General features: G+C 44.1%; 27 protein-coding genes and 1 other annotated feature (1 of these 28 cut by a window edge). Of the genes, 20 read left to right on the top strand and 7 right to left on the bottom strand.

The genetic code is table 11. From position 1 onward, the window contains the following. Nucleotides 1-100: a binding site (T-box leader), on the top strand; it begins 163 nt to the left of the window's first position. Nucleotides 101-151: 51 nt separating this feature from the next. Continuing rightward, on the top strand, nucleotides 152-1,411 hold the full coding sequence (gene tyrS, locus L6I86_RS13165; protein WP_236287690.1) for a tyrosine--tRNA ligase: 1,260 nt from the start codon (nucleotides 152-154) through the stop codon (nucleotides 1,409-1,411). A 54-nt stretch (nucleotides 1,412-1,465) separates the two neighbouring features. Here the strand turns inward: tyrS and rpsD are convergent, their stop codons facing one another. Then, nucleotides 1,466-2,065: a 30S ribosomal protein S4 gene (rpsD, locus tag L6I86_RS13170; RefSeq protein WP_056612460.1), complete on the bottom strand. Its 600-nt coding sequence runs from the start codon at nucleotides 2,063-2,065 to the stop codon at nucleotides 1,466-1,468. 351 nt (nucleotides 2,066-2,416) lie between these two features. On the opposite strand from rpsD, the gene L6I86_RS13175 reads away from it, so the two are divergent. Further along, complete coding sequence (locus L6I86_RS13175) at nucleotides 2,417-4,402, top strand: sensor domain-containing diguanylate cyclase (RefSeq protein ID WP_236287693.1); 1,986 nt, start codon at nucleotides 2,417-2,419, stop codon at nucleotides 4,400-4,402. 42 nt (nucleotides 4,403-4,444) lie between these two features. Here the strand turns inward: L6I86_RS13175 and L6I86_RS35655 are convergent, their stop codons facing one another. Continuing rightward, entirely contained in the window at nucleotides 4,445-4,567 is a 123-nt protein-coding gene (locus tag L6I86_RS35655; protein WP_276574851.1) for a hypothetical protein, read from the bottom strand. Between the two features lie 37 nt (nucleotides 4,568-4,604). Here L6I86_RS35655 and L6I86_RS13180 point away from each other — a divergent pair, with 37 nt between their 5' ends. The 3 genes from L6I86_RS13180 (at nucleotide 4,605) to L6I86_RS13190 (ending at nucleotide 6,064) form a co-directional block, all read left to right on the top strand. Next, nucleotides 4,605-5,288, top strand: a complete 684-nt coding sequence (locus L6I86_RS13180) for a TVP38/TMEM64 family protein (protein WP_235550425.1) — start codon at nucleotides 4,605-4,607, stop codon at nucleotides 5,286-5,288. A 116-nt stretch (nucleotides 5,289-5,404) separates the two neighbouring features. After that, nucleotides 5,405-5,653: an HPr family phosphocarrier protein gene (locus L6I86_RS13185; RefSeq protein WP_056612449.1), complete on the top strand. Its 249-nt coding sequence runs from the start codon at nucleotides 5,405-5,407 to the stop codon at nucleotides 5,651-5,653. Nucleotides 5,654-5,776: 123 nt separating this feature from the next. After that, a complete protein-coding gene (locus tag L6I86_RS13190) occupies nucleotides 5,777-6,064 on the top strand; it encodes an Fpa/YlaN family protein (protein WP_056612445.1) in 288 nt (95 codons plus the stop codon). A gap of 33 nt (nucleotides 6,065-6,097) precedes the next feature. On the opposite strand, the gene cax is transcribed toward L6I86_RS13190, so the two are convergent. Continuing rightward, nucleotides 6,098-7,144 carry a calcium/proton exchanger gene (gene cax / locus L6I86_RS13195; protein WP_236287695.1) on the bottom strand — a complete coding sequence of 349 codons (1,047 nt, stop codon included), beginning with the start codon at nucleotides 7,142-7,144 and terminating at the stop codon, nucleotides 6,098-6,100. Between the two features lie 162 nt (nucleotides 7,145-7,306). Between cax and L6I86_RS13200 the strand changes: the two genes are divergently transcribed. Next, complete coding sequence (locus L6I86_RS13200; protein ID WP_056612440.1) at nucleotides 7,307-7,684, top strand: Asp23/Gls24 family envelope stress response protein; 378 nt, start codon at nucleotides 7,307-7,309, stop codon at nucleotides 7,682-7,684. A 31-nt stretch (nucleotides 7,685-7,715) separates the two neighbouring features. Here the strand turns inward: L6I86_RS13200 and ftsW are convergent, their stop codons facing one another. Further along, nucleotides 7,716-8,894, bottom strand: coding sequence for a putative lipid II flippase FtsW (gene ftsW / locus L6I86_RS13205; RefSeq protein WP_236287697.1), 1,179 nt, complete (start codon nucleotides 8,892-8,894; stop codon nucleotides 7,716-7,718). A 13-nt stretch (nucleotides 8,895-8,907) separates the two neighbouring features. Further along, entirely contained in the window at nucleotides 8,908-9,255 is a 348-nt protein-coding gene (locus tag L6I86_RS13210) for a YugN family protein (RefSeq protein WP_056612435.1), read from the bottom strand. Nucleotides 9,256-9,461: 206 nt separating this feature from the next. Between L6I86_RS13210 and L6I86_RS13215 the strand changes: the two genes are divergently transcribed. From L6I86_RS13215 to L6I86_RS13235, 5 genes are all read left to right on the top strand, one after another. Beyond that, nucleotides 9,462-10,631 (top strand): M20 family metallopeptidase, encoded by a 1,170-nt coding sequence (locus L6I86_RS13215; protein WP_236287699.1) that lies wholly within the window; start codon nucleotides 9,462-9,464, stop codon nucleotides 10,629-10,631. Nucleotides 10,632-10,734: 103 nt separating this feature from the next. Further along, nucleotides 10,735-11,148, top strand: coding sequence for a CBS domain-containing protein (locus tag L6I86_RS13220; RefSeq protein ID WP_236287817.1), 414 nt, complete (start codon nucleotides 10,735-10,737; stop codon nucleotides 11,146-11,148). A 135-nt stretch (nucleotides 11,149-11,283) separates the two neighbouring features. Next, complete coding sequence (locus L6I86_RS13225; protein WP_236287701.1) at nucleotides 11,284-13,389, top strand: PAS domain-containing sensor histidine kinase; 2,106 nt, start codon at nucleotides 11,284-11,286, stop codon at nucleotides 13,387-13,389. 136 nt (nucleotides 13,390-13,525) lie between these two features. Further along, a complete protein-coding gene (locus tag L6I86_RS13230) occupies nucleotides 13,526-14,677 on the top strand; it encodes a Gfo/Idh/MocA family protein (protein WP_056612422.1) in 1,152 nt (383 codons plus the stop codon). A gap of 20 nt (nucleotides 14,678-14,697) precedes the next feature. Beyond that, on the top strand, nucleotides 14,698-15,771 hold the full coding sequence (locus L6I86_RS13235; RefSeq protein ID WP_236287703.1) for a Gfo/Idh/MocA family protein: 1,074 nt from the start codon (nucleotides 14,698-14,700) through the stop codon (nucleotides 15,769-15,771). Here the strand turns inward: L6I86_RS13235 and L6I86_RS13240 are convergent. After that, nucleotides 15,716-16,642, bottom strand: coding sequence for a LysR family transcriptional regulator (locus L6I86_RS13240; RefSeq protein WP_236287705.1), 927 nt, complete (start codon nucleotides 16,640-16,642; stop codon nucleotides 15,716-15,718). The two genes, L6I86_RS13235 and L6I86_RS13240, sit on opposite strands and share 56 nt — an antisense overlap. 117 nt (nucleotides 16,643-16,759) lie before the next feature. On the opposite strand from L6I86_RS13240, the gene L6I86_RS13245 reads away from it, so the two are divergent. The 4 genes from L6I86_RS13245 to L6I86_RS13260 all read left to right on the top strand — a co-directional run bounded on the left by L6I86_RS13245 (nucleotide 16,760) and on the right by L6I86_RS13260 (nucleotide 21,271). After that, nucleotides 16,760-16,948: a hypothetical protein gene (locus L6I86_RS13245; RefSeq protein ID WP_236287707.1), complete on the top strand. Its 189-nt coding sequence runs from the start codon at nucleotides 16,760-16,762 to the stop codon at nucleotides 16,946-16,948. 70 nt (nucleotides 16,949-17,018) lie between these two features. Next, nucleotides 17,019-18,704, top strand: coding sequence for a DNA repair helicase XPB (locus L6I86_RS13250; RefSeq protein WP_236287709.1), 1,686 nt, complete (start codon nucleotides 17,019-17,021; stop codon nucleotides 18,702-18,704). A gap of 17 nt (nucleotides 18,705-18,721) precedes the next feature. Continuing rightward, nucleotides 18,722-20,770 carry a helicase-associated domain-containing protein gene (locus tag L6I86_RS13255; protein WP_236287711.1) on the top strand — a complete coding sequence of 683 codons (2,049 nt, stop codon included), beginning with the start codon at nucleotides 18,722-18,724 and terminating at the stop codon, nucleotides 20,768-20,770. A gap of 51 nt (nucleotides 20,771-20,821) precedes the next feature. Next, the gene (locus L6I86_RS13260) at nucleotides 20,822-21,271 is read left to right on the top strand and encodes a YlbF/YmcA family competence regulator (protein ID WP_236287712.1); all 450 of its coding nucleotides are present in this window, start codon (nucleotides 20,822-20,824) and stop codon (nucleotides 21,269-21,271) included. Between the two features lie 28 nt (nucleotides 21,272-21,299). Here the strand turns inward: L6I86_RS13260 and L6I86_RS13265 are convergent, their stop codons facing one another. Further along, nucleotides 21,300-22,304, bottom strand: a complete 1,005-nt coding sequence (locus L6I86_RS13265; RefSeq protein ID WP_236287714.1) for an asparaginase — start codon at nucleotides 22,302-22,304, stop codon at nucleotides 21,300-21,302. 47 nt (nucleotides 22,305-22,351) lie between these two features. Between L6I86_RS13265 and L6I86_RS13270 the strand changes: the two genes are divergently transcribed. The 5 genes from L6I86_RS13270 (at nucleotide 22,352) to galU (ending at nucleotide 26,153) form a co-directional block, all read left to right on the top strand. Further along, a complete protein-coding gene (locus tag L6I86_RS13270) occupies nucleotides 22,352-22,615 on the top strand; it encodes a YlbG family protein (RefSeq protein ID WP_056612401.1) in 264 nt (87 codons plus the stop codon). 268 nt (nucleotides 22,616-22,883) lie between these two features. Next, nucleotides 22,884-23,321 carry a hypothetical protein gene (locus L6I86_RS13275; protein WP_056612399.1) on the top strand — a complete coding sequence of 146 codons (438 nt, stop codon included), beginning with the start codon at nucleotides 22,884-22,886 and terminating at the stop codon, nucleotides 23,319-23,321. A gap of 114 nt (nucleotides 23,322-23,435) precedes the next feature. After that, on the top strand, nucleotides 23,436-24,347 hold the full coding sequence (locus tag L6I86_RS13280) for a selenium metabolism-associated LysR family transcriptional regulator (protein ID WP_056612395.1): 912 nt from the start codon (nucleotides 23,436-23,438) through the stop codon (nucleotides 24,345-24,347). Between the two features lie 17 nt (nucleotides 24,348-24,364). Beyond that, nucleotides 24,365-25,204: a PHP domain-containing protein gene (locus L6I86_RS13285; protein WP_236287716.1), complete on the top strand. Its 840-nt coding sequence runs from the start codon at nucleotides 24,365-24,367 to the stop codon at nucleotides 25,202-25,204. Between the two features lie 70 nt (nucleotides 25,205-25,274). Continuing rightward, nucleotides 25,275-26,153 (top strand): UTP--glucose-1-phosphate uridylyltransferase GalU, encoded by an 879-nt coding sequence (gene galU / locus L6I86_RS13290; RefSeq protein ID WP_056612386.1) that lies wholly within the window; start codon nucleotides 25,275-25,277, stop codon nucleotides 26,151-26,153. Nucleotides 26,154-26,208: the final 55 nt, after the last annotated feature.

Raw genomic sequence — 26,208 nt, forward strand, 5'->3', positions numbered from 1 at the left:
GTTATCGGTTCTTGAGTGAAAATAGCACGCCGTGCCTAGATGTACGTAACTGCTGTTTTAATTAGGGTGGTACCGCGAGTCAAGTCTTCTCGTCCCTTTGGGATAAGAAGGCTTTTTTGTTTTTTCATTTCATAATAAAGGATGGTTGTACATGAGTATTCTGAAGGATTTAGAGTTTCGCGGTTTGCTGCATCAAATTACGGATAGAGAAGGTTTAGACAAGAAGCTGAGTGAAGAGCGCGTTGTCCTGTACTGCGGCTTTGATCCGACAGCTGATAGCTTGCATATAGGCAGTTTGCTTCCCATTTTAACATTGAGAAGATTCCAGCTTGCTGGACATGTTCCTTTAGCTTTGGTAGGCGGTGGGACGGGGCTTATTGGTGATCCGAGTGGTAAGGCGAATGAACGAACATTGAACGGACCTGAAGTCGTTGAAGCATGGTCTCAAAGTATTAAAAATCAGCTCTCACGTTTCCTTGATTTCTCAACTGAAATTGAAAACAGTGCTGAGTTAGTGAACAATTACGATTGGTTAGGCTCCCTGAACGTGATTGAATTCCTACGCGATGTAGGCAAAAACTTTACAGTGAACTACATGCTGGCTAAGGATTCAGTGGATTCTCGTATTACGAAAGGGATTTCGTTTACAGAGTTCAGTTACATGATTCTTCAATCCTATGATTTCCTGAAGCTAAATGAAATGAAGAACTGTTCCGTTCAAATTGGTGGAAGTGACCAATGGGGGAATATTACGGCTGGACTTGAGCTTATTGGCAAATCAACAGATCGCCGCGCTTTCGGTGTGACATTGCCACTTGTTACGAAGAGCGATGGGCAGAAGTTTGGTAAAACGGAAGGCGGAGCTATTTGGCTGGATGCAAACAAAACTTCACCGTATCAGTTCTACCAATTCTGGTTAGGGACTGCGGACAATGATGTTATCCGATTCCTGAAATATTTCACATTTGAATCTCAGGAAGAAATTGAACGACTTGAAGCTGAAGTAGTCGCACAGCCAGGGAAGAGAGAAGCTCAGAAAGTGCTGGCTCGCGAAGTAACGAAGCTTGTTCATGGGGGGGAGGCGCTAGAGAGTGCGCTTAATATCACATCTGCTTTATTCAGTGGAGATATCCAGTCACTATCACGTGTTGAAATTGAGGAAGCGTTCAAGGATGTACCTTCAACAACATTAGAGCAAGATGATGTCGCGTTGATTGAACTTCTTATTTCTGTGGGAGCAGCACCATCCAAACGCCAGTCGCGTCAAGACATTGAAAGCGGAGCCGTAACAGTGAACGGCGTGAAGGTGACAGACCTGGAAGCGACGACGAAACAATTGGGTCGACTAGGTGATTCCTATCTCATTATTCGCCGCGGTAAGAAGAATTACTTCCTCGTCAAATTTGAATAAAACTTAAGTAACAAAATAACCCCCTTAGGGAAATCCCTAAGGGGGTTGCTTTTATTAACGGCTGTAGAACTCGACGATTTGTTTTTCGTCAATTTCTTGTGGAAGCTCGGAACGTTCTGGTAAACGGATGTATTTACCTTCTACGCTTGCGTCGTTAAACTCAAGGTAAGTTGGAAGGTAGTTACGGTTAGCAAGAGCTTCTTTCACAGTGGAAAGGCCTTTGCTTCTTTCACGAAGTGAAATCACATCACCAGTGGATACGATGTAAGAAGCGATGTCAACTTTTTTGCCGTTCACAGTTACGTGACCATGAGCAACTAGTTGACGAGCACCTGCACGGGAGTTGGAAAGACCAAGACGGTAAACCAAGTTGTCTAGGCGGCTTTCAAGCAATACCATGAAGTTTTCACCGGCAATACCTTTAAGCTTGGATGCTTTGTCGAACAAGTTGCGGAATTGTTTTTCGTTCAAACCGTACATGTGACGAAGTTTTTGCTTCTCGTTCAATTGTACACCGTAACCGCTCATTTTTTTGCGTTGTCCTGGGCCATGCTGACCTGGAGGGAATGGGCGTTTCAAGTCTTTACCGTTACCGCTCAAGGAAATACCAACACGACGGCTTAATTTGAATTTAGGTCCTGTATAACGTGACATATAGGGAAAACTCCTTCTCATGACAATTAGTTTGTAAATAGCATCTAGATGTCAGGGTGAAGACAAGTGCCCGATTTTGCTTACGAATCATAAAGTGATTCCCTGTCAAGAGTAGTTCAGCCGCTGTCTTGTCAGGAGCAAAAGCAGTGAGGGTGATCACAAATGGCATTCACCGAAATCATGGTGTTACTCGACTTCTAATTTTATTAAAAACAAGAGCAAGTGTCAAGTCTCTCATCGCCAGAATGAGAGGAAAATATCGTGCAATAGATGTGAAAAAATAGTATGATAGGAATAAGTAGTTTTTAAATTGGTACTTCAGGACTATTGTTAGTGAGTGAAGGAGAGCCTATGAGTGAACTTCGCAGTATACAAAAGCATAGTCGCACAGAACACTTTGACGTGTTTCTTCGGCAAGGCTTTATACTTTCTGGCAACTTTTCTTACGAGGGTTTGCAGGCAAACCCAAACTTACACCAAGTATTTGAAAACTGGAATCAACAATTCGGTCCGAACATGCTGCCTTCGCAAACTGCGCTGTTGTGCGCAAACGAGCATCTATGTGTGATCGACGCTTGTTCGAACGACACGCCTTCGATAGGCAACTACCTGCAACCAGGTAGTTCTTGGAAAGTTGCAGATCAAGGAGATAATCCGCTTGCCCGCTGTGAAGGTGCAGGTTATTTGCAATTAATGAATGGCGATGACTGGCACGCGCGAGAACTGACATCGTATTTGATTGCTGTTACGCCAGTTATGGATAATCATGGTAAAATTCAATTCTATTTAGGTCTTTTTACCCAATCTCGTATAAATATGGAAAATCTAGCACAGTTGCTATATAGTCTTGCACTTTCCTTTCAAAGTTCCATCCAAAATGTTGAAGAACGTAGAAAGTACGATCGGTTAAATAACCTTCATCATATGAAGGAAATGGAATCCAAAAAGCACGTCATTCTTTTTGAAGCATCCAAGAAACTACTTGCGAAGATTGATGTACATTCTGTTTTGACAGAAGTTATTGATTGTCTGGGGCGTGTTTACCCTAACACGCGTGTTGATTTACTTCTTTCACAAGATAATGATTCAACAAATTTGTCTGTTAAGCCTTTAAACTTCCAACGGACAGAGTCCGATATTCGAACGCGAGCTTTTATGGAAGGTCAAGTCATTTTTGAGCCAACCCTAAGAGGGAGCGCTTCAAGCTCGGGCAATATCGCGGCACCTTTATCAGGGAAACAAGGCGTGTATGGTGTTCTGTACATGGAGTTTACGAATGAACTAATTGATGCATCGGATTTACAATTCATTTCACTCTTAGCGGACTCTGCAGGTACTGCATTTGAAAATGCGAAACTGTACGAGCAATCGAATCTAATGATCAACGAATTGCGACTCATTAATGAAATTACCAAACAGCTTAATCAAAGTTTACGTCTAAATGAAATTTTTAATTCAGCGTCTAGTGAAATTTTAAGTATTTTTGGTGCTGATTATAGCTGTATCCTTCAAAACTCCAAAGATAGTGATCAACTTATTGTTCAAGCTACGAACTTACCTGCCATGTTTCATGAAACATTTACGCTTGATCAAGGGTTCTCAGGTCTGATTTACTCATCTAAAGAACCGATCATTATTTCCGATTATTGGAGTAATGATAAAGTGACTTCAAGCTTGATGCAGCGAACGAATTCTCGCTCACTTATTGGTTCGCCTATCCTTGTAAACGGTAACGTAGAAGGGGTAATCCTCATCGTGCATCGTTTGCCCAACTTCTTCTCTTATGATAATTATAAGCTCTTGCAAGTGCTCTCAAGCCATATTGGACTAGCCATGACGAACGCCTCCTTGCATGCTGAAGTGAAACGAATGGTGATTACAGATAATTTAACTGGGCTCTATGCTCGGCATTATTTGGATGAACAAGCGAATTTGATGCAGAAGAAAGACTTTTGTGGGTCTCTAATTGTCGTTGATATTGATAATTTCAAGAAAGTGAATGACACTTATGGTCACCAAATTGGTGATAAGATTCTTATTCATGTCAGCCAGATCATCAAGTCCAGTATTAGAGAGATGGATATCGCGGCTAGATGGGGTGGAGAAGAGCTTGCTGTCTATCTGCCTCAAGTGTCTAAGGATCAGGCGGTTCGGATTGCAGAGCGAATTCGGAGGCGTGTAATGGAAGAGACGCAGCCTCAAGTTACGGTGTCTTGCGGTGTATCTGACTGGAACTGGGAAGAGGATAAGATAAGTGTAGAATCGCTCTTCTATCGAGCAGATATGGCTCTTTATCAGGCCAAACATAATGGCCGTAATCAAATTCAAATCGGTTGACGCATAGTGGTGCTTGTCTTCTGACAGGCACTTTTTCTTTTGTTAAGCAGGTATGTGATGTCGAGATACAATCGTATCTATCCAGTTGAACGTATTTCTAAGTCCAGTGAGCATGAAGTCAGGATGACGATCACCTGTTTGCTCTTCCTGAACCTGTTGTAACATGTTACAATGATTTGGTCTAAGGGAGGATGGTCGAATTTTGTCGGCATTTAAAAGTAAACGTACAGGACTGCTTATTTGTATTTTTATTGTGCTCGTTGGCTTGCTATATTTCTTCTTCTTTAATCCTGTAGGCATTAAACTTGCACACAGTAATATGCGGCAATTGTCCGGACATTTAAGGGACATCGGCTGGCCCGGTAAAATAATTGGAATGAGTTTGATTTTCTTCCAAACCTTCTTCCCGTTTATTCCTTTTGTTCTCGTAGCGGGTACTAACGTTGCGATATTTGGAATAAAAATGGGATTTCTTGTGAACTATGTGATGTCGTGCTTAGGAGCCGTTGCTTCCTTTTATTTTGCACGTTACTATGGACATGCTTGGGTGGAAAAGAAACTGGAGCGTTTTCCGATCGTTACGCAATTTAGCAAGCGGATGGAAAGGCACGGCTTTTTCTATGTACTAATCGGACGATTGATTCCGATATTGCCATCGTCTGCTGTTAATTTCTCCGCAGGTCTAACTCGAATGAAATTTCGGCATTTCTTATGGGGTACACTACTGGGAAAACTTCCAATCGTATTCCTGGAATCGATGATCGCGCATGATCTATTTCATTTTCAGCGGTATAAGGGGAGATTGCTCTTATTGCTTGGGATATTGGTCTTGTTAGTATTCCTAGGAAATAGTGTGAAGAGGGCTCTAGCTCCAAAGGCAAAATAAAGGGCTTACATGGAGAATGCAGGAAATTTTGTAGTTGCTTTCCCTTCCTATTCCAAGTTATCATAGAGGAAGTAAGACGACCAACTCATTACGCGACTATAATGGAGGAATGAAATATGCCAAGTGCCAATAATGCAGCAATTGTTGAGATTTCCCAAACAGCTAATAAATTTAGATCATCTATCGTTCTTCAATACGACAATAAGTATATCGATGTAAAAAGTATCCTTGGCTTGTTTACGACTCTACTTAGCTCCAGTAACTATGATTTACATGTTCACGGACCGGATGCTGAAGAAGCGAAAACAGCTATGGCAGAAGTATTTGCAAAGCATAATCTAGGCGTAAACGTCGTTCAAGAGTAGTTTTGAATAAAGAGAAGGTATTCTCAGAATCTCTGAGGGTACCTTCTCTTGTATATTACGGCAATTTCGCTTAATATAGATCATATAAGGACGGATGACTTTGCGTATAGGGGGAAGTTGGGAATGTCTTCATCTGATTTATTGCTGGATATGAATCAAAAGGCGCTTAATCTTCTTCAAGAAGATGCAGATAAAATCGAAAAGCTGATCGAAGTTCAGATGGAAAACTTGACGACACGTCAATGTCCACTTTACGAAGAGGTATTAGATACGCAAATGTACGGACTATCGAGAGAAATTGATTTTGCCATTCGAGCGGGACTGATCTCCGAATTACCTGGCAAACAAATTCTCAATAAGCTTGAACGTAATCTTGCGCAGCTGTATGAAGCGTTGAACAATAAAAAGTAACCCCGAGGGGTTACTTTTTTTGTTTGCAGGTATTTAGACTAAGAAGAATACGACACCAAGGATGATATAGACGAACAAGAGAAGAAGTCCTTCATACCAGTTCGTAGATCCATCTTGTGTAATGGATTTGGTAATGAAGACGGCGACGCCGATCGCTGCAATCTCATAGGTGGTAAAGACAATGTTCATTGGCGTACCACTGATGAAGAAGCTGAGAAGGATTAGGACTGGCGCAACGAATAGAGCAATTTGTAAGGAGCTTCCGACCGCAATTTCCACAGCTGCTCCCATTTTATTCTTCATAGCCATCATGACCGCGGCACTATGTTCTGCAGCATTCCCGATAATAGCAATTAGGAATGCACCGACAAATAGGTCGGACAGACCGAATTTATCTTTAACTTCATCAATGGTTCCTACTAACCATTCACTCGTAAAGGCAACCATAGCAGTCGCAACGATGAGGAATAGAATCGAGGTGCCTTTGGACCATGGAGCCTCACCATGTTCAATGGCTTCATCCGACAGCACGCTTTTGTGGGTTACCATGGAGAAGTACAGCCAGAGCAGATAAGCTATGATTAGGATAATAGCTACAATCATACTCATGGAGGATGTTTCGTCAGTGGTCAAACCGCGGGCAAATAATGCGGGAATGAAGAGTGCGACAACACCTAGAATCATCAGTGACGAGTTGTGAGCAGCCAATTTAACGTTAAAGGATTGTTCTTTGAACTTTAAACCGCCTGCGAATATGCTGAGTCCAAGTACGAGCAACAAGTTCCCGATGATGGCACCAGTTAGACTGGCTTTGACGACTTCGAACAACCCATCTCGGACTAAGAAGAAAGCAATAATGAGCTCAGCTGCATTTCCGAAGGTTGCATTGAGGAACCCACCCATGCGGTCTCCTGCATAATGTGCAACGCTTTCTGTTGCTTTTCCTAAGAATCCAGCCACAAAAACGATGGCGATACATGCGATTACGAATTGCAATGTTGTATTCTGGTGCGTATAATGTGCGATTCCGGCTGCTATGAACGAAACTAACAAGCCTATGTAGAACAATTTTCCTTTCAATGGGAACCCTCCGACTCTAATGTATTGGAAATTTTTACACTTCTTTTAATATACCTACTTTGCGTACCAATGTAAATTAAAATGGATACAAGCAGGGAGTTCTTGCTTTAAGCTTTTGTTCTTATTACAATAGATTTATACCAAGTTTAGGGAGTGATCCGTATGTCCGAAGACAATCAAACCGGCTTAATTCGAATTTCTGATGACGTAGTATCGACAATTGCAGGGCTTGCCGCCTTGGAAACAGCAGGCATCGCGGGCATGTCAGGTGGTATTTCAGAAGGCTTAGCTAAGCGTTTAAGTGGTAAAAATGTGCAGCGTGGCGTTTCTGTTGAGGTAGGACAAGTTGAAGCAGCGATTGATTTACGAGTGATCGTTAAATATGGTTCCCGAATTCAAGATGTTTGCAGAGATCTCCAAGAGAACGTTCGGGAAGCCGTTGAAAATATGACGGGATTAAATGTTGTGGAAGTCAATGTGAAAGTAGAAGGTGTCGCATTTACTGAAGAAGAAATTGAAGATCAACTTCGAGTTAAATAAGACTCAAAAAAAAGACCCTATCGACGTTATATTATGTCGATAAGGGTCTCTTTTTATGGTTTTTTTGCGTTTTTTGTGAAGCTGGTAATTCTTTGTAGGATTGTTCACGAGAAATCCCGAGAATAACCCCCATGCTGATGAGAGAGACCATCATAGAGGAGCCGCCTGCTGAGATGAAGGGAAGCGTTACACCTGTAAGTGGAATGGTATTGGTGACGCCGCCGATATTAATAAAGGCTTGTATAGCGAACATGACCATGATTCCTACACCGGATAACATACCGAACATATCTGGACAACGCACAGCAATGAGAATTCCTCGCCAAATGAAGACTAAATAGATGAGAAGGAAGAGAGAGCTGCCAATAAATCCGAGCTCCTCGCCTATAATAGCAAAGATGAAATCGTTATGTGCTTCCGGTAAGTAGTGAAGCTTCTGAATACCTTGTCCGAATCCGGCGCCAGTTAGTCCGCCATGACCGAATGCGTACAAGGATTGCACAACTTGTAAGCCTGAGCCTTGCGGGTCAGCGAATGGATCCATAAAGGAAGTTATCCGATTTAGCCTAAAGTTAGAGTCAGTATCGCCTAATAACAAGTATAAGAGAATAGCAATACCAAGAAAAATCGTAAGAATAGTTCCAAGATAAAAAATATGCTTGAGGTTAGACCCGCCGACCATAATGACAATAGCTGAGCACGCCAAGAGAATCATACAGGAACCGAAATCGGGCTGTAAGAGGATCAAACTGCACACGAAGCCTACGATCAAGATGGCAGGGAGTAATCCCTTACGAAAACTTCTGAATTTCTCTTCTTTATTACTGATCAGAGAAGCTAAGTAGAGAATGACAATTAATTTGGCAAACTCGGTCGGTTGTATCCCGTATCTGCCAAGTGAATACCAACTGCTCGCCCCATTCGCTTTACTTGTAAAGACGACGAAGATTAAGCCAAGTACAATGAAGAAGAAAGCAGGGATAACAAGCTTCTTTAACTTCGTGTAGTGGATATTCATGCAAAATAACATGCCAATGGTGCCGACCCCGACAGCAAATATTTGCTTTCTCGTAAAGAACCAAGGGTCGTCCCATCGATAGGCACTTGTCATTGAGCTTGCACTGAACACCATAACTAAACCAAAACAGACCAATACAAAGGTTAATAAGAGCAGCAGAAAATCCGGCGTTCCTCTTCGAGGGGGATTCATGCTGATTCCTCGCCTAGTCTGCTAATAATTGTTGCAGTTGGTCTAATTTTTGTTTGGAGATCTTAAGTACGTTCTCTGGGATTGGAGAATTGTAGTCCAAGCCATGTGGGAACGTTTCTTTGCCTATGTAAGCTTCCTCTAGATACAGTACCGCATAAGGAGATTCTAGCTTACCTGTTTCTACTCGTGCATTTACACGTAAGAAGTAAACAGCTTTGCTTGCTTTATCTTCCATTTTAAAATCGTAAGTAGCACGGGTGTATTCCCATTGCCAGCGCACGAAACCAAGTTTAGTTGTTACTTCGTCCAAGTGAGCCAAATCGCTTTTTAGGCCTTTTAAGCCAGTTGCTTCAATAATCAATTTTAACGCCTCCATATTGTACGTATGCATTCTTTTCTCATGATAGTATGTTTCTAATGGTTCTGCAAGTCGATTGCCATCTGTAAATTCTAATATTTGATGGCACTTTAGAGATGAAACCGTGATTGATATTTGATAGAATAGGTTTCAAGAGATCATTTTAGATATATAGTTAGGTGATCACGCCTTAGGAGGTGGATGAACTTATGAATCATTTTCATGAAGATCTCCAAGCCATTTATGAAGAAATGGTGGGCTGGAGACGTTATTTACATCAGCATCCTGAGCTTTCCTACCATGAATATCAGACCGCAGAATTTGTAGCGAAGCATTTGCTAAGCTGGGATATTGAAGTGCGTACTGGCGTAGGCGGGAATGGTGTTGTTGGTTTACTTCGCGGCAACGGCGAAGGACCGACGGTAGCTCTGCGTGCAGACATGGATGCTCTCCCCATTCAGGATGAGAAGAACTGTGACTATACATCAACAAAGAACGGGATTATGCATGCCTGTGGACATGATGCACATACATCAACTTTGCTTGGGATTGCTAAGGTTGCAAGCATGCATCGGACGGAGCTCAAAGGGAATTTGGTGTTTCTATTCCAGCATGCTGAAGAAATTTCACCAGGTGGAGCCGACTCGATGATTAAAGACGGCGCGCTGGATGGTGTAGATGCTGTATTCGGTGTTCACTTATGGACACCGTTCCCCGTAGGTCATGTGTACACGCGATCTGGGGCTTTTATGGCCGCGCCAGATGAATTCACGATTCGCGTCCAAGGGAAAGGCGGACATGGCGGCTTGCCTCACCAAACGATCGATAGCGTGTACGTCGCCTCACAATTAGTCGTGAACTTACAAGCGATTGTAAGCCGTCAAGTTGACCCTGTTGAGCCTTGTGTGGTCAGCGTAGGTTCGTTCCATGGAGGGACTAGCTTCAATGTCATTGCTGAAACGAGTGTACTTAACGGAACTGTACGTACCTTCAATCCAGAATTAAGACAAGAAGTGAGAACGCGCATGGAGAGAATCGTACAAGCTACTTGTGACATGTCGCAAGCTACCTACGAGTTGGAATATAAGCTAGGCTATCCGACTGTAATCAATGATGTTAACGAAGCGGCTCGTTTCTTTCAAGTTGGCTCCGCTTTGTTTGGTGAGGAGGCTGTGCATGAATCTCCTCTTATTATGGCCGGAGAAGACTTTTCCTATTATTTGCAAGAGAAGCCAGGTTGCTTTATGTTCGTAGGTGCTGGTAATGTGGATGCGGGCATCGTTTATCCTCATCATCACCCAAAGTTCGATATAGATGAAAGATCTATGCTGAACGCAGCGAATTTACTCCTATCCATGGCCTTGGATTATATGGCATGAATGCTATCCGTGCTTTGGTGAATGCTAATGTAGCAATTATTTGTTGCCTAACAGGACACCAAGGAGGATGATGAGATTGTCAGATAAATTAGTGAAGGACATCATGAGTAAAGACTGTGTGACGGTTACCTTACTGGATAATGTGTTCGAGATTGCTTTGAAAATGAAACAGCACGACATTGGATTTGTTGGGGTTCTCGACGGGGATACCTTCATAGGCGGCGTTACGGATCGAGACCTTGTTATTCGTGGTTATGCGGAGAAGCATTCAGGGTCAACGGCTGTAGAAACCGTCATGACGAAGGGGATGACCACCGTGGCTCCTAATACGACTGTTGATGAAGCAGCTAAGATCATGGCACAGCACCAAATTAGGCGCTTACCCGTCATTGATAATGGGAAGCTTGTCGGTATAGTGGCGATTGGCGATTTGGCGATTAGAGGGAATTATGAAGATGAGGCTGGCGAAGCCTTAAGTCAAATTTCGAAAGAACGAACGCTGGTTGGAAGTCATTAACGAAGTCAATTTTCATGTGAAAGCAGCTTTCCCGAAATTGAGGGAGGGCTGCTTTTTTTGCATATTCTCTTTACGAGGTGCATCCAAGTAAGCGATAATAATAACGAAATGGTGAAGGGGGTCCGTATAGAATAGATGAGCACGTTTGAAGAGAACGCTTCCATTGGATTTATCATTCTAGATTCAAACTGGCATTTTATATACGCAAACGACTATGGTGCAAGTATTTTAAACCGATCTCCTGAAGAACTTCTTGGCAAAATGGCGTGGGCTGAGTTCCCTGCTGCTATTCGGCATGCTTCTTACAGTTATTTTCATCAAGCCCGCAAAAGTGGTAAAGAAATTTCATTCAATGAATATGTAAAGCCATCCAATCAATGGATACATGTTAGTGCCTTTCCCGTTGGTGAGAATTTACATATTGTTATTCGTAAAACAGAGATGCTTGCCAATCATTTTGCTATGGAAAACGATCTCTATCAAAAGTACACAAACTATATTCAAGATCTTATTACATTGACTTCAGAAGATGGCATTCTGCTGTATGTTTCACCCTCGGTAAAAAACCTTCTTGGATTTGAGCTGGAGGATATGTACGGTGCAAGCGTATTAGCTTTTTGTCACCCGGAAGATATGGATGGGCTGAAGAGCATTTTTATCAATGAAAAAGAGTGTGCTACGAATGATCAAGGAATTGTAACCTGTCGTTTCCTTCACAAAAAGGGTTGGTATGTTTGGTTGGAAAATAATTTCAAGTGGTTATTGGACGAGCAAGGTAAACGTACTCAGAATTTAGGGATTTGGCGTGATATATCAGAACGTAAGATTGTTGAAGATCGGTTCATACAGGCACAACGTTTAGGTCAATTCGGCAGTTTTGAACGAGATTTGGATGAAGATTCGATTGTATGGTCGGTCGAAATGTTCCGAATACATGGGCTAGAACCTGCTTTAAGAATTGATTTATGTAAAGCAATTGAGCCTATTGTCGTAGATGACCGTGAGAAAGTAGCGCTCGCGATTAAGCAAGCAATATTGGTTGGAATGTCAGATATAGAATACAAAATTATTCGACAAGATGGCGATATTCGTCATTTGCGTTCCCAAATTGAGCGAGTGGTTCTAGATGGGGGCCGAATGGCCGTACGTGGATTGGTTCATGATATTACCATTCACAAACGAATTGAGCAGGAGTTGACTCAAAGCAAAGCTAAGTTGGAAATTGCTCAAGAAATAGCAGGCTTGGGCCATTATGAGTGGGATACAATTAATAACATGGTTTATGTATCAGATGAATTGAACGCGTTATTTGGTTGCAAAGATGCGGTCCAAACGTTGCCTATTGAGGTACTTCATGAAAGTATACACCCTGAGGATAATTTAAGAATGAAGATGGCCATTAAAAAAGCCTTACATGAAGGGACAATGGATCTCATTTTTAGAGTCGTAGTTAGAGACGAGGTGCGCATTCTGCATACCTTAGCCAAAACTACGTATGATGAGTGGGGAAGAGCGTTGTGTTTATTCGGTACAGTCCAGGATATTACGGTTCAGAAACAAACAGAGGAGCTGCTTCGTAAAACGGAGAAATTACATGTTGCTGGCCAATTGGCTGCTGGTATTGCTCATGAGATTCGCAACCCGTTGACGGCGCTTAAGGGCTTCGTTAAGCTGATGTGTCACGCCAATGAAGAAAGTAAATTGCGCTATTATAATATTATGCAAGAAGAGTTTAACCGGATTGAATTAATTCTTGGTGAGCTGCTCATACTTGCCAAGCCGCAAGCGGTGGCTTACATGCCGCATGATCCTATAACGATACTTGAAGAAGTGATACAGCTCTTAAATACAGAAGCCATCATGAATAATGTTGAAATTATGCTGATTGCCAATACGATTCTTTCATCTGTCAATTGTGAGCGGAATCAAATCAAGCAAGTTTTTGTCAACGTGATCAAAAATGCGATTGAAGCGATGCCATCTGGCGGTATTTTGACCATCACAGCACACAATCAAGCTAACGGGGTCAACCTGCAGTTTGTGGATCAAGGCCAAGGCATTTCAGAGGACAGACTACCGCGGATAGGTGAACCCTTTTATACGACAAAGGAAAAAGGGACAGGGCTCGGTATGATGGTGAGTTTCACAATTATTGAAGAGCACCACGGTGTGATCCGATATCAAAGTAAGCTAGGTGTTGGAACGACAGTCAGTATTCAATTACCGGCATCTGTACAGTAAATTTGGTCCCAATCGTGTGTAACTGTCAAAGTTCGCAATAAGGTAGTCAATCTGCGACAAGATGCCTCCTCTTAAATATGCTAAAGTGAAAACGTGCTTAATAATTGTGAATCTGACAAGAAAAAGGTGACGTACAGTGGAGAAAGTAAGGATTGGTATCGTTGGTCTAGGTAACATGGGAACTGGACATGCCAAATATTTAGTGAAAAATGAAGTCAAGGGCGGCGTTCTTACCGCTATTTGTGAACCGCGAGCAGATCGTCTAGAGTGGGCAAAGGAAAATCTTGGTGAAGGTGTCAAGCTATTTGACAATCTTGATGATTTTCTGGCTTCTGGCTTAATTGATGGGGTTTTGATCGCAACGCCTCACTATGATCACCCTGAAACAGCTGTACGCGCTTTCCAAGCAGGCCTGCATGTTATTTGTGAAAAGCCGGCTGGCGTGTATACCAAACAAGTGCGTCAAATGAATGAAGCAGCAGAAGCTTCAGGTAAAGTATTTAGCATGATGTACAATCAACGTACAAATCCTCTATATAAAAAATTAAAGGATCTGGTTTCTTCTGGTGAATTAGGTGAGATTCGCAGAACGAACTGGATTATTACCAATTGGTATAGATCACAAAGCTATTACGATTCAGGCGGCTGGCGTGCAACTTGGGCTGGAGAAGGCGGCGGTGTACTTATTAACCAAGATCCGCATCAACTGGACCTATGGCAGTGGACGATTGATATGATGCCGAAGCGTGTTCGTGCATTCTGTTATTTCGGGAAGCACCGCAATATCGAAGTTGAAGATGATGTAACGGCATTCGTTGAGTATGAAAATGGCGCAACAGGATTGTTCGTGACGACAACTGGTGAAGCACCAGGGACGAATCGCTTCGAGTTGTCCGGCGACCGCGGTAAAATTGTCGTTGAAGATGGCAAATTGACGTTCTGGCGTTTGCGCGTTTCCGAAAGAGAATTTAATGAAACGTACAAGGGTGGCTTTGGTCAACCGGAATGTTGGAAATGTGAAATCCCAGTTGAAGGTACAGAAACAGGCCACATGGGGATCACACAGAACTTTGTTGATGCCATTCTACATGGCACACCTTTGATTGCTCCAGGAGCAGAAGGTATTAAAGGCTTAATGATTTCCAATGCGATCATGCTCTCAACATTCACAGACAACTGGGTTGATTTGCCGATCGATGAAGATCTTTTTGAACAGCATTTGCAAGAGAAAATCAAAAATTCCAAATCAAGTAAAGAAGCAGGTTCCTTTAAAACACTTGATGTCTAAGATCATGGGGGAAATTCAATATGCAAAAAAATGATGGCATGAATTATGCGCCAAAAGGGAAACCGAACCTTGTTGTTCAAAAAGGGGAGTTTACCTTTGCAGTAATTGCGTTGGATCATGGTCATATTTATGGCATGAGTAACGGACTTCTTGAAGCTGGGGCTGAGCTTAAATGGGTGTACGATCAAGACCCAGCGAAAGTAGCGGCGTTTGTCGCGAAGTTTCCACAGGCTCAGGTTGCTGCTTCTGAAGAGGAGATTCTTAATGATCCAGAAGTGAAGCTTGTGGCTTCCGCAGCTGTACCTTCAGAGCGTGGTCCTTTAGGGATTCGTGTGATGGAGCATGGTAAGGACTATTTCACAGATAAAACACCATTTACTTCCCTAGACCAGCTGGCTGCTGCGAAGGCTGTAGTTGAAGCTACAGGACGTAAGTATGCTGTTTACTATAGTGAGCGACTTCATGTGGAAAGTGCGGTTTTCGCAGGTCAGTTGATTGAAGAAGGTGCGATTGGTCGCGTGGTTCAAGTTATTGGCTTAGGACCTCACCGTTTAAATGCCTCAAGCCGTCCGGATTGGTTTTTCGAGAAGGATAAATATGGCGGTATTCTATGTGATATCGGCAGCCATCAAATCGAGCAGTTCCTCTTCTATTCGGGCTGTAAAGATGCGACAGTCGTTAGCAGTAAAGTTGCGAATTATCATGCGAAGGATTATCCAGAGCTTGAAGATTTCGGCGATGCGACACTGATTGGAGACAATGGAGCAACGAATTATTTCCGTGTAGACTGGCTGACACCTAATGGCTTAGGAACATGGGGAGACGGGCGCACATTGATTCTTGGAACTGAGGGTTATATCGAGCTGCGTAAATATATTGATATTGCTCGCGATCCGCAAGGGGATCAATTGTATCTAGTCAACCAACAAGGAGAAAAGCACTACAGTCTGCATGGACAAGTAGGCTTTCCTTTCTTCGGCCAGTTGATTTTGGATTGCATTCATGGTACAGAAAATGCGATGACACAAGCACATACGTTCAAAGCGGCTGAATTGTGCTTGATTGCCCAAGAGAAAGCCGTTCGTGTGGAGTAGTTTCACACATGAGCTGGATGAAGTTTGTCAAAGGTACAGATAATTGTCTTTTGGCATGATAACATAATTGCACATTCAATTTAAAATTCGGGTAGTTCAGCGGTAATATCGCTAACTGCCCGTTTTGTGTTTCCGTCGTTACGGTCGTTTTTGGCAGTAAGCAAAGGCCGAGCCCATGCATGGCGCATTTCTTGATCGTTTCATAGTTGTTGATCTCATAGGTGAGTGTATACTGCACATTATGCTTACGCAGCATCGTTTCAAATAATTTCCGGCAGCGTCCTCCTGAGATGGACATCAGAATTTCAGCGCCATTGAGATCCTCCGGTACAATAGCCGATTTCGCGGCTAAAGGGTGATCAGGTGCTGCCACAATGACAAATTCCTCTTCCTGTATCGTCCTATAGATTAAATCAGGATCGCTGAGTTCCTTGTCGACGATGAATCCTAAATCGCATTCGCCTGCCTTCAGCGCACGGGACGTATCATTTTCCAATAATTCATTGATGGTGATTGTAATGTTTGGAAAGCACTTTTTGAAAGCGCCGAGGAATGGCGGCAGCATGTAGGAGAAGAGCGTTGTTTCGTGTGTGCCAATCATAAAGCTTCCTGTCGTCTGACCAGCTACATTGATTTTGGATTCCTCATATAACTTCAAAATTTTCGCTGCATATCGCAGTAAAATGTCCCCCGCAGGCGTCGGTCTCATCTTTTTATCGATGCGCTCGAAAATTTCAACCCCGTATTCGATCTCTAGCTTTTGAATTTGGGAGGTCACACTAGACTGAGCGTATCCCAATTTTTCGGAAGCCTTCGTAAAGTTTTGCCATTTCGCTACTTCGAGCAGTGTTTTATATAAGGTAAGATCCATCTGTATGCACTCCTCAACCATCACTATTTTCGATCGAAACGATCATTTATTATAGATAACTCTGGTACTTCTTGCCATGTTAAAATCAATTCCAACCAAAGGATGGGGGGAATTACCATGTGGAACTTATACGATATAGAGAAAAAATTTGAGGCTCATGTGAAAGATGTTGAAGACCGCGCGAGGAAAGCGCATTGGTACACGAAAGAGGAAAAAGTTGGTGTTCGCCCTGGCGTAGTTGCAAGTTGGGTGTCTTTATTCGCCATCATGATTGTCGGGATTATTGCCATATATGAACTCTTTTGAGATACGTTAGCATGGAGTCCATGTTTAAATCAAGTACTTTCCCTTCATACTAAAGGAAAAAGGAGGGAATATGCGATTGACTATGGATCCTTCAAAGCCTCTGATTGTTCAGAGCGATTTATCTATCCTCCTCGAAACGAATCATCCTGAATTTGACAAGCTTCAAGGTAAGCTGGCTCGCTTTGCAGATCTAGTGAAAAGTCCAGAACATCTTCACACCTATCGGGTTACTCCGCTGTCTTTATGGAATGCAGCTGCAGCAGGCATGGGGTTGGAGGAGATGACAGCTTGCTTGCAGCAGCATGCCAAATTCGGTGTCCCTTCTGCTGTTCTTAGCATGATTCGCAAATATACGAAGCGCTATGGGATTCTACGCATGCTGCATGTGGGGAAGGAACTTTTCTTAGTAAGCGACGATACTGTCGTATTCAAAGAAATTTGTGCCTATGAATCCTTGCAAAAATATCTCAAGGATGCCCGTGGTGAACGGGCTATTGCCATATCACCGAGCTATCGGGGGATTTTGAAGCAAGAATTAATGAAGCTCGGTTATCCAGTGGAGGATCTAGCTTCCTACCGCAGCGGCGAATTTCTGGAAATTCCTTGGCGTGAGGAAGATCAGATGGATGAGCCGTTCCAACTGCGTGATTATCAAAAGCAAGCCGTAGACGCTTTTCAGCAGGTTGGCCATGGTGGAAGCGGTGTTCTGGTGCTCCCTTGTGGAGCAGGTAAGACGGTAGTGGGGATCGCCGCAATGGCGAAAGCAAGCTGTGCAACACTGATCCTTACCTCGAATGTAACGTCGGTGAAGCAATGGAAGCGCGAAATATTAAGTAAGACAGGTCTAACGAGCGATCAAGTAGGTGAGTACAATGGCACCACGAAGGAGATTAGGCCTATCACCATTGCCACTTATCAAATTCTAACGCACCGCGGGAGCAAAGAGGCTGAATTCTCGCACTTACGGTTATTTAGCGAGAGGGAGTGGGGCCTCATTATTTATGATGAGGTTCACCTTCTGCCTGCCCCCGTTTTTCGTGCGACTGCCGAGATACAAGCCACGCGCAGGCTCGGTTTAACGGCTACGCTGATTAGAGAAGATGGCTTGGAGGGTGACGTTTTCTCACTGGTCGGGCCCAAGAAGTATGACATGGCGTGGAAGCAGCTTGAAACGATGGGATGGCTGGCCAAGGTGACCTGCCAAGAAGTGCGCGTACCTCTGTCAATTATGGACCGCGATCGTTACCATGCCTCAGAATCTCGACACCAGTTCCGGATTGCTGGGGAGAATGCAGCGAAGCTTGCGGTCATTGATTATTTGTTGAAGCTCCATCCGGATGAACCGACGTTAATTATCGGTCAATATATTGATCAGCTTGAAGAAATTGCCGTTCATACAGGTGCTCCCATGATCTGCGGCAGTATTCCTCACGAACGTCGAGAAGAGCTATATGAGCAATTCAAAAAGGGTCAGCTCCCACTGCTCATCGTTTCCAAAGTGGCGAATTTCGCTGTCGACCTCCCAGATGCAGCAATCGCCATTCAGGTTTCGGGAAGTTATGGCTCGAGGCAAGAAGAAGCACAACGATTGGGTCGTATTCTTCGGCCGAAGCGAAATGGTGAGAACACAGCCGTCTTCTATTCGCTCGTTAGCGCAGACACGAAAGAACAGGATTTCGCAATGAAGAGGCAGCTTTTTCTTGTAGAGCAAGGCTATCAATATGAAATTACAAGCTGGAATGAAGCGATAAGATGAGGAGGTAGGCTTGGAAAATGAAGTACGAGCAAGTGGAAAGGAAAATGCCGGTTTCGTTAAAGGAGTCTATTTTAAGACAACCGTGGTGCTCTGCACTCCGTACGTCAGGGGACTCTTTAGGAGAGATTCTCACGCAGCCTACTCACCTAGCTGAACTCTATCGTCAGCTTTCATCCGATGAGCAGCGTACGCTGCACCTAGTGATGTCGACGTTCGGCTGTCTGCCTTTTACTAGCGAGAGGTTGGAAAAAGAAGCGGTGCTTCAAATGGCTGGTGCTCAAGTCAGTTTAGGGCTATGGGGACTTCGTCGTTATGGTGTCATTGTTGCTTTCCGTAAATCATGGGGAGAACAGTTGTATACGTTGCCTGAGGATGCATTCTCAGGGTGGCAGAGCCTAATATTTCCTACCGCATGGCCCGCCGGGCAAAATGAGTTAGACGAGTTAAGTGATCTCGATCTCAGCGACCGTATGGCAGATATGGATGAAGGCGTCCCTTCGAATCCACGGGGACTCGCGCAGCAATTGTTTCATTGTATGGTCAGCTGTTCGCGGCAGTCCGAACTTTCTCTTACGAATAAAGGAACTTTACATAAGAAGCAGTTGCAGAAGATTATAGAACATGTGAGTTTACCCCCAAGAATCCTCACGCAGTCAGGACTTACTTACGCATTCATGGACATGTATGATGAGCCGGCTGCATTGATGCTTGAATTGGGCATGCGGATGGGCTTTCTCTATAAAAATGAAGTGGGCAATCGGTTCCTATTCCATCATCGTAATTTCGAGCGTTGGCTTCAAAGCTCCTATGAACACCAACAAACTCAATTGTATCGTATTTGGCGGCAGGCATTAATTCCAGCGCCGGTTTGGCTCGAGCATGGGATCTCATTCATGGATAAGGCGACTGACTTACACTGGTACAGTTTTTCGGAGCTCATGCAAGCCGTGCTCTCTTGCTGCTCGATTGGACTTAAACCGATAGACGAGGTAGCTCTTCGTCAGGAGTTGATGGCAGTTTGGATCAGGCCATTGTTTACATTTCGTTTTGTCGAATTGGCAGAAGATCAAGAGGGGGAACTTTGGTTCAGATGGCTGATCAAACCGCGGTTGATTACAGGTGAGGGTTCAGACTTTCATATCGAACGGACTCTCCAAACTGAACCCTCACTCTATGTTCAGCCCGATTTCGAAGTGCTTTTACCACCCAATGCTTCTCTGCGCTTAGAGTGGGAAGTAGCTGCATTTGCTGACCTGCAGAACGCTGATCTCGTACGTACCTATCGTTTGACCAAAGAAAGCTTCGGGCGAGCGTTAGATCACGGTCTGAGGGCCTCAAACGTGATTCAAGTTCTGCGAGATCATGCTTATTACGATGTTCCAGAACAAGTAATCATCACCTTACAGCAGTGGGAGGAGCAGAAGGACAAGCTCTACCTAACGGATGTAACACTGCTTCGATGTCAAACAAATGAAGTAGCAGAAGCTTTGCTTCGGAATGAGAAGTGCCGCAATCTGCTCGGTGAGCGCCTGGGAGAAACTAATTTTATTATTTCACACGCGCATATTAAACATTTGACGAAATGCTTGGAAGCGATGGGGTTCCATCCCAATCAAAGTACAATTCCGAATTTATGGAGTGATGAAGAGCTGGAGATTCCATCATGGAATGAGCTTCAATTAGGTCTCTGTTACTCTAAAGATACCATTCAATTATATGAAATTGATCCGTATTTGCCGCGGCGGGAGGACTTATATCCAGATATGCAGCAAATTCCTATGAGTTGGATTAAAGAGTTACGCGACTATCATGCCTCTACTCGAAAGGATATGATTCGTAAAGCTATCGAATGGAAAAGTGTACTGCAGTTGAGAAAAGAAGGACGCGACTGCTTCATTATCCCCCGCATGCTGCGCGAAGATCGAACAGGTTGGATTCTGGAGGGGTGGGAAGAATATGAGGAGATCGCTTGGACCAGCGAGGATTGGAAAGAGATGAAGCTCATATTACCAGGAATCAACGATGGATCTGTGAGAGAAAAGGAAGAAACTCTTGGCGAACTGTGATATGATAGAAGTGTTATAGACTTTTTCGCGAGGAAGGATGAGGTTGTCGTAATGTTACAAACAATGGAAACAGAAACACTGGATATGTCGGCTATCCTTATGCAAGCCTACGATATGGGTGATATGATTAATTCTTCTGCGGAAGTTGCAGATTATTTATATTGGAAGACCGAGGTCGCGAACAGCAGAGAAGTGAAAGATTTGCAAGCGGTGTTTGCTAGGAAGAAAGATGCTTTTGAGGAGTGCGAGCGTTTTGGCCATTATCACCCGAGCTATCACGATGCCTTAGCAGCTGTGAATGAAGTGCAAGAGAAGCTGTTAGCTGTTGAAGCTGTTCGTAAGTACAAAGAAGCTGAGGATCGCTTGGATGACTTGTTGTTCACCGTTTCAACGACGATTGCTCACGCGGTATCAGATTCGATTAAAGTGCCAAGCAATAACCCCTTGCCAACCGGCAAAGGCTGCAGCTCCGGTGGAAGCTGCAGTGGGAATTGCGGTTAATGTAAGGACTACTTCAAAAGCGGCGGCCTCACAGGCAGAAATCGGGGCGGATGCGTCCGACCTCGGTTCCTTGCCAGTTGTGAACGGCAGGTGTATGGAATTCCTTGAGCTCACTGACCTCGGTTTCCGAGAGATACCCTAGCTGCTTTAACGCCTCAGTGACTGCGGGATACAAGGCACGAATGTTACCATCTTCTACCTTTAAGACGAAGCCGATGGCTTGCTCAGGTATGGAGAGGGCGAAGATTCCTTCAGCGCCCATTTTGCCTATGACTCGACCTTTTGTAACCTCGATTAATCGCGTATCGAAGCGGTCGCTTCCTGCGAGGAATTGAGGATATTTTCGCACAGCATTGACAATTCTCTGGCAAGCGTTTGCACGCTCTGCAGATAGTCCTTGGGGGCTGCCCAATCGGGCAAAAGCGAGCGCGAGATGGTTGATCGGCATCCCAAACACAGGGACGCCACAGCCATCAATTCCGAGCTCCATCTGCTCTTTAGGCACATCTGACATAGCGCTCACAGCATCTAACATTAACACCTGAACAGGATGCTCAGGGCTCATGTAGGTATCTGGTGAAGCGCCAAGATGGCTGCTTAAGGATAGCATACCCGAATGTTTGCCCGAGCAATTGTTGTGCAAAGTTGACGGGGACTCTCCCCGTTCACGCATCGCCTGTGCAGTTGGCGCATGGTACGGCTCGTGCGCACCGCATTGCAGATGCTTGGCATGATACCCTAGCTTGCCTAGGATGCCGCGGGCCGTGCTCACATGCTCGGCTTCCCCATTGTGGGAAGCGCAGCATAAGGCAATTTCGGCCTCTGTCAGGCCGAAATGATCAGCCGCGCCGGATTCAATGACCGGCAAGGCTTGAATCAGCTTCGCCGTCGAACGGGCGAAGGTGAGCAGGTGCGGATCGCCTGCACCGTGCAGGAGCGTTCCTTGGTTATCGACAACAGCAAGGTGGATGCGATGTAAGCTTTCTGTTATATGTCCGCGAGACACGCGGACAATAGTGTCTGATGGCTTCATGTTGTGAGATCACTCCATACTAGGATTATTGAAAAGAGGTTGCAATCATGATGATTGAGCGAAGCGGATTAATCATTTGGGTAAACGATATTAAAGCCGCCAGGAATTTGGAGCGGTTCGGTTCCCTTCATTACATATCCAAGAAAATGAATTATGCAGTTCTTTATATACATGCCAGCAAATTGGAAGAGACCACACGCAGCCTACTCAAGTTACCTTACGTCAAGAAGGTAGAGAAATCATATCGTAATGAAATTAAAACAGAGTATAGTAGTGACGTTCCTGACAAAACTAGATTTTACACGCTTTGAGGCTGTAGTGCAAAATGAAAGCTTCGTGAGAAGCTTTTTTCTTTTTTTTCTCATTATATGGACCTTGGTCGTTCTTGTTTGAATGACTTTGTTAGAAGTTTTCTCAATTTTCCGAAAATTAGGCATAGTTTGTTGTCTTCATAAATACTTATTAATAATTTTATATATTCTTCCATGGGAAAAAAAGTTATAATACAGTAAAATATAACTTACAGAACTTCTGGGAGTAGGTATTAAGTCCCATTTAAATAGGAAAGGGGATGTGATCATGAAAGATAAGGTTATGGGGAGATGGAGTACTTACGAACCATTCTTCGTACAGCTAGGTGATAAGAAAGTGGCGGATATCGTGATCACGAATCATGCTAAGCTGAGATGGAGCGATCGTATTTCTAGCGATAACAATTCACTTGAGGAAATCTGCGCGTTTCTTTGGGAGAAGCTAAAAAATGATAGCATGGTCCCTTATTATCGGAACGAAGAAGACGTCTATCTGATTGATGATGATTTGGTGGTTGTGGCCGAATTCTCCCATTTGGAGCATGAGACGGATCTTGTAGGCAATCCTCTGCACAAAATGATCATCGTTACCTTTCTTGGCAAAATGTCAGAGACCATGGAGCTGCGCGATTTGAAATCGTACTATTCCTGGTTGAGACACTCTCGTCGTATGACCTTAATCAAGAATAGTCGCAAGCGGCGCTAATCATGTCATTGAGCAGAGTATGTCTGGAGCTAGGGCAGACATACTCTTTTTTGCCGTCTTGATGGACTGTACGGGTTCGATTTCATATAATGGAGCAAAGAGAGGCGGTATATCATGGCACTTAATTTTCATCAATTACACATTTTCTATACCGTAGCGGAAAAAGGTAGTTTCTCACATGCAGCCGGTGCGTTACATATGACACAGCCTGCCGTGACGATGCAGGTACAGTCACTTGAAGATTACTTTGGTGTGAAACTCTTTCATCGCAGCACTAAGAAGATCGAACTTTCCGAAGCGGGACGAGCTTTGCTGCCATTTGCCAAAAATAGCATTGAGCTTATTCGGGACACCGATGTCGCGATGTCGAAATTTACAATGATGATCGAAGGGCGGCTACAACTAGGCGCCAGCTTAACGATGGGGGAGTACATTTTACCGCGGCTTCTTGGCCCCTTCAGCAAGGATTACCCGAATATCTCTGTTTCAATGAAAGTAATGAATACAGCACAAATCTTGGATGAAGTGCTTAGTCATCAACTCAATTTCGGCCTTGTTGAGGCACCTATTCATCATCCGGATGTTCATACCGAACCAATTCTTAGCGATGAGCTGAAACTAATTGTCCCTTCGGATCATCCGCTAGCAGATGCCCCGGTCGTTACGCTGGAAGAATTATTGAAGTATCCGTTTGTTCTGCGTGAACAGGGCTCAGGTACTCGGAGAGTCATGGAGGAGGAATTCGCTCGCTGCAACATGGATTGCTCCTCGATGAAGATTGTAATGGAGCTAGGAAGCACTGGAGCCATCAAATCAGCTGTTGAAGCGGGATTAGGGATTTCTATTCTTTCGCAATCGTCCGTGAAGCATGAGGTAACACTAGGCCTTTTTAAAGTGAAGAAAATCGAGAATATCGTGTTTGAGCGCAGCTTTTATGCGATTTATTTAAACTCGACCTTGCTGCCTATTTCGGCCGTAAGCTTCATGACGTTCTTGAGACAAGAAGATTTAAGTCGTTTTCTATAAGAAGGACGGGGGATTGAATGGAAGCAGACTTACATTCACATACAACAGCTTCAGACGGGACGCAGTCGCCGAGAGCGAACGTCCAAATGGCTCTAAACGCAGGATTAGGAGCAATTGCAATTACCGATCATGATACGATTTCGGGGGTAGCGGAAGCACTTGCGGCAGGCTTGGAATTGGGCATTGTCGTTGTTCCTGGCGTTGAAATTTCAACGGTTGCAAATGGCCAGGACATTCATATTCTGGGTTATTACATGAACATTGAAGATGAACAATTTCTACAACGCTTGTCGTCTTTACGTGAAACAAGGGATACTCGCAATGAGATGATTATTGCACGACTACAAGAACTTGGCATCGACATTACGATGGAGGAAGTTCTCAAAGAAGTTGCCAATGTGAAGCGCAAAGGTGATACAGTTGGCCGACCGCATATTGCTGCAGTGCTCATGAATAAAGGCTATGTGAGTACGATAACGGAAGCTTTCGATCGCTATTTGGCTACTGGTGCGGCTGCTTTCGCCAATCCACCTCGTATTGAGCCGGCAACGGCGATTACGTGGATTCATGAAGCTGGCGGCAAAGCGGTACTTGCACACCCAGGTATTTATCACGATGACGCTCTAGTAGAGGTCATTACTTCACAGGGATTAGATGGGATTGAAGTGTATCATGCCGATCATTCGCCAGAAGATGAAGAAAGATATAGGCTTCTTGCAGAGCGTAAGGGGCTGCTGATCACGGCAGGCTCTGATTTCCATGGCGTACGTGGTGATACTGCTTTCCACGGGGCTATCGGCTCGAAACGCATCGGCATGGATGTCGTGGAACTTTTACAGTCAAGCCTACGCTTATGAAGCGAGTTTTGAGCTTGCAATTTGACACTTCGCTTGCACCGGTTACTCAAAACTTTTAGGAGGATCTTTCATGAAAAAAATTCGTAAAGCCATTATCCCCGCCGCGGGACTTGGTACTCGTTTCTTGCCCGCAACCAAGGCGCAGCCAAAGGAAATGCTGCCCATTGTTGACAAACCAGCTATTCAGTACATTGTAGAAGAAGCGATCGAGTCCGGCATTGAGGATATTATCATCGTTACAGGGCGTAACAAACGCGCGATCGAGGATCATTTTGATAAATCTGTAGAGCTTGAGATGATGCTTGAAGAAAAAGGCAGCACACAGCTGCTGGAGATTGTGAAATCGGTGTCTAATCTAGCGGATGTTCATTACATTCGTCAGAAGCAGCCGCTTGGCTTGGGTCACGCTATTCTCTGCGCGCGCAAATTTATTGGAGATGAGCCATTCGCTGTATTACTTGGGGATGATATTCTTCAATCTTCTCCGCCAGGGCTTAAACAGATGATGGATATTTATGAGCAGACGGAAACCTCCGTCATCGCGGTTCAAGAGGTGCCTTGGGCTGATGTTAGCAAATATGGGATCGTTTCTCCTGCGACGAGTTACGAGAACTATCGATTGATTGAGGATCTGGTAGAGAAGCCTGATCGTGATCAAGCGCCTTCGAATTTAGCAGTAATTGGCCGTTATATCATTATGCCGGAAATTTTCCGCATTTTGGAGCGTCAAGAGCCTGGCCGCGGCGGTGAAATTCAATTAACGGATGCACTGCGTGTGCTGAACAAGGAACAGCAGATGGCGGCTTACCTGATGCAAGCGAAGCGCTACGACGTTGGGGACAAGCTGGGGTATATTGAAGCAACCATTGAACTCGCCTTACAGCGTCCGGATTTGCAAGAACAAGTAAAGGCTTATTTACTGTCATTAATTAAGCAATGGGACTTGTAGCAGTGGTGATTTACCTAGAGAATAGAAAAACCTATCGAGAATTATTCTCTTGATA

This window comes from Paenibacillus allorhizoplanae, assembly GCF_927798215.1.
Classification (GTDB): domain Bacteria; phylum Bacillota; class Bacilli; order Paenibacillales; family NBRC-103111; genus Paenibacillus_E; species Paenibacillus_E allorhizoplanae.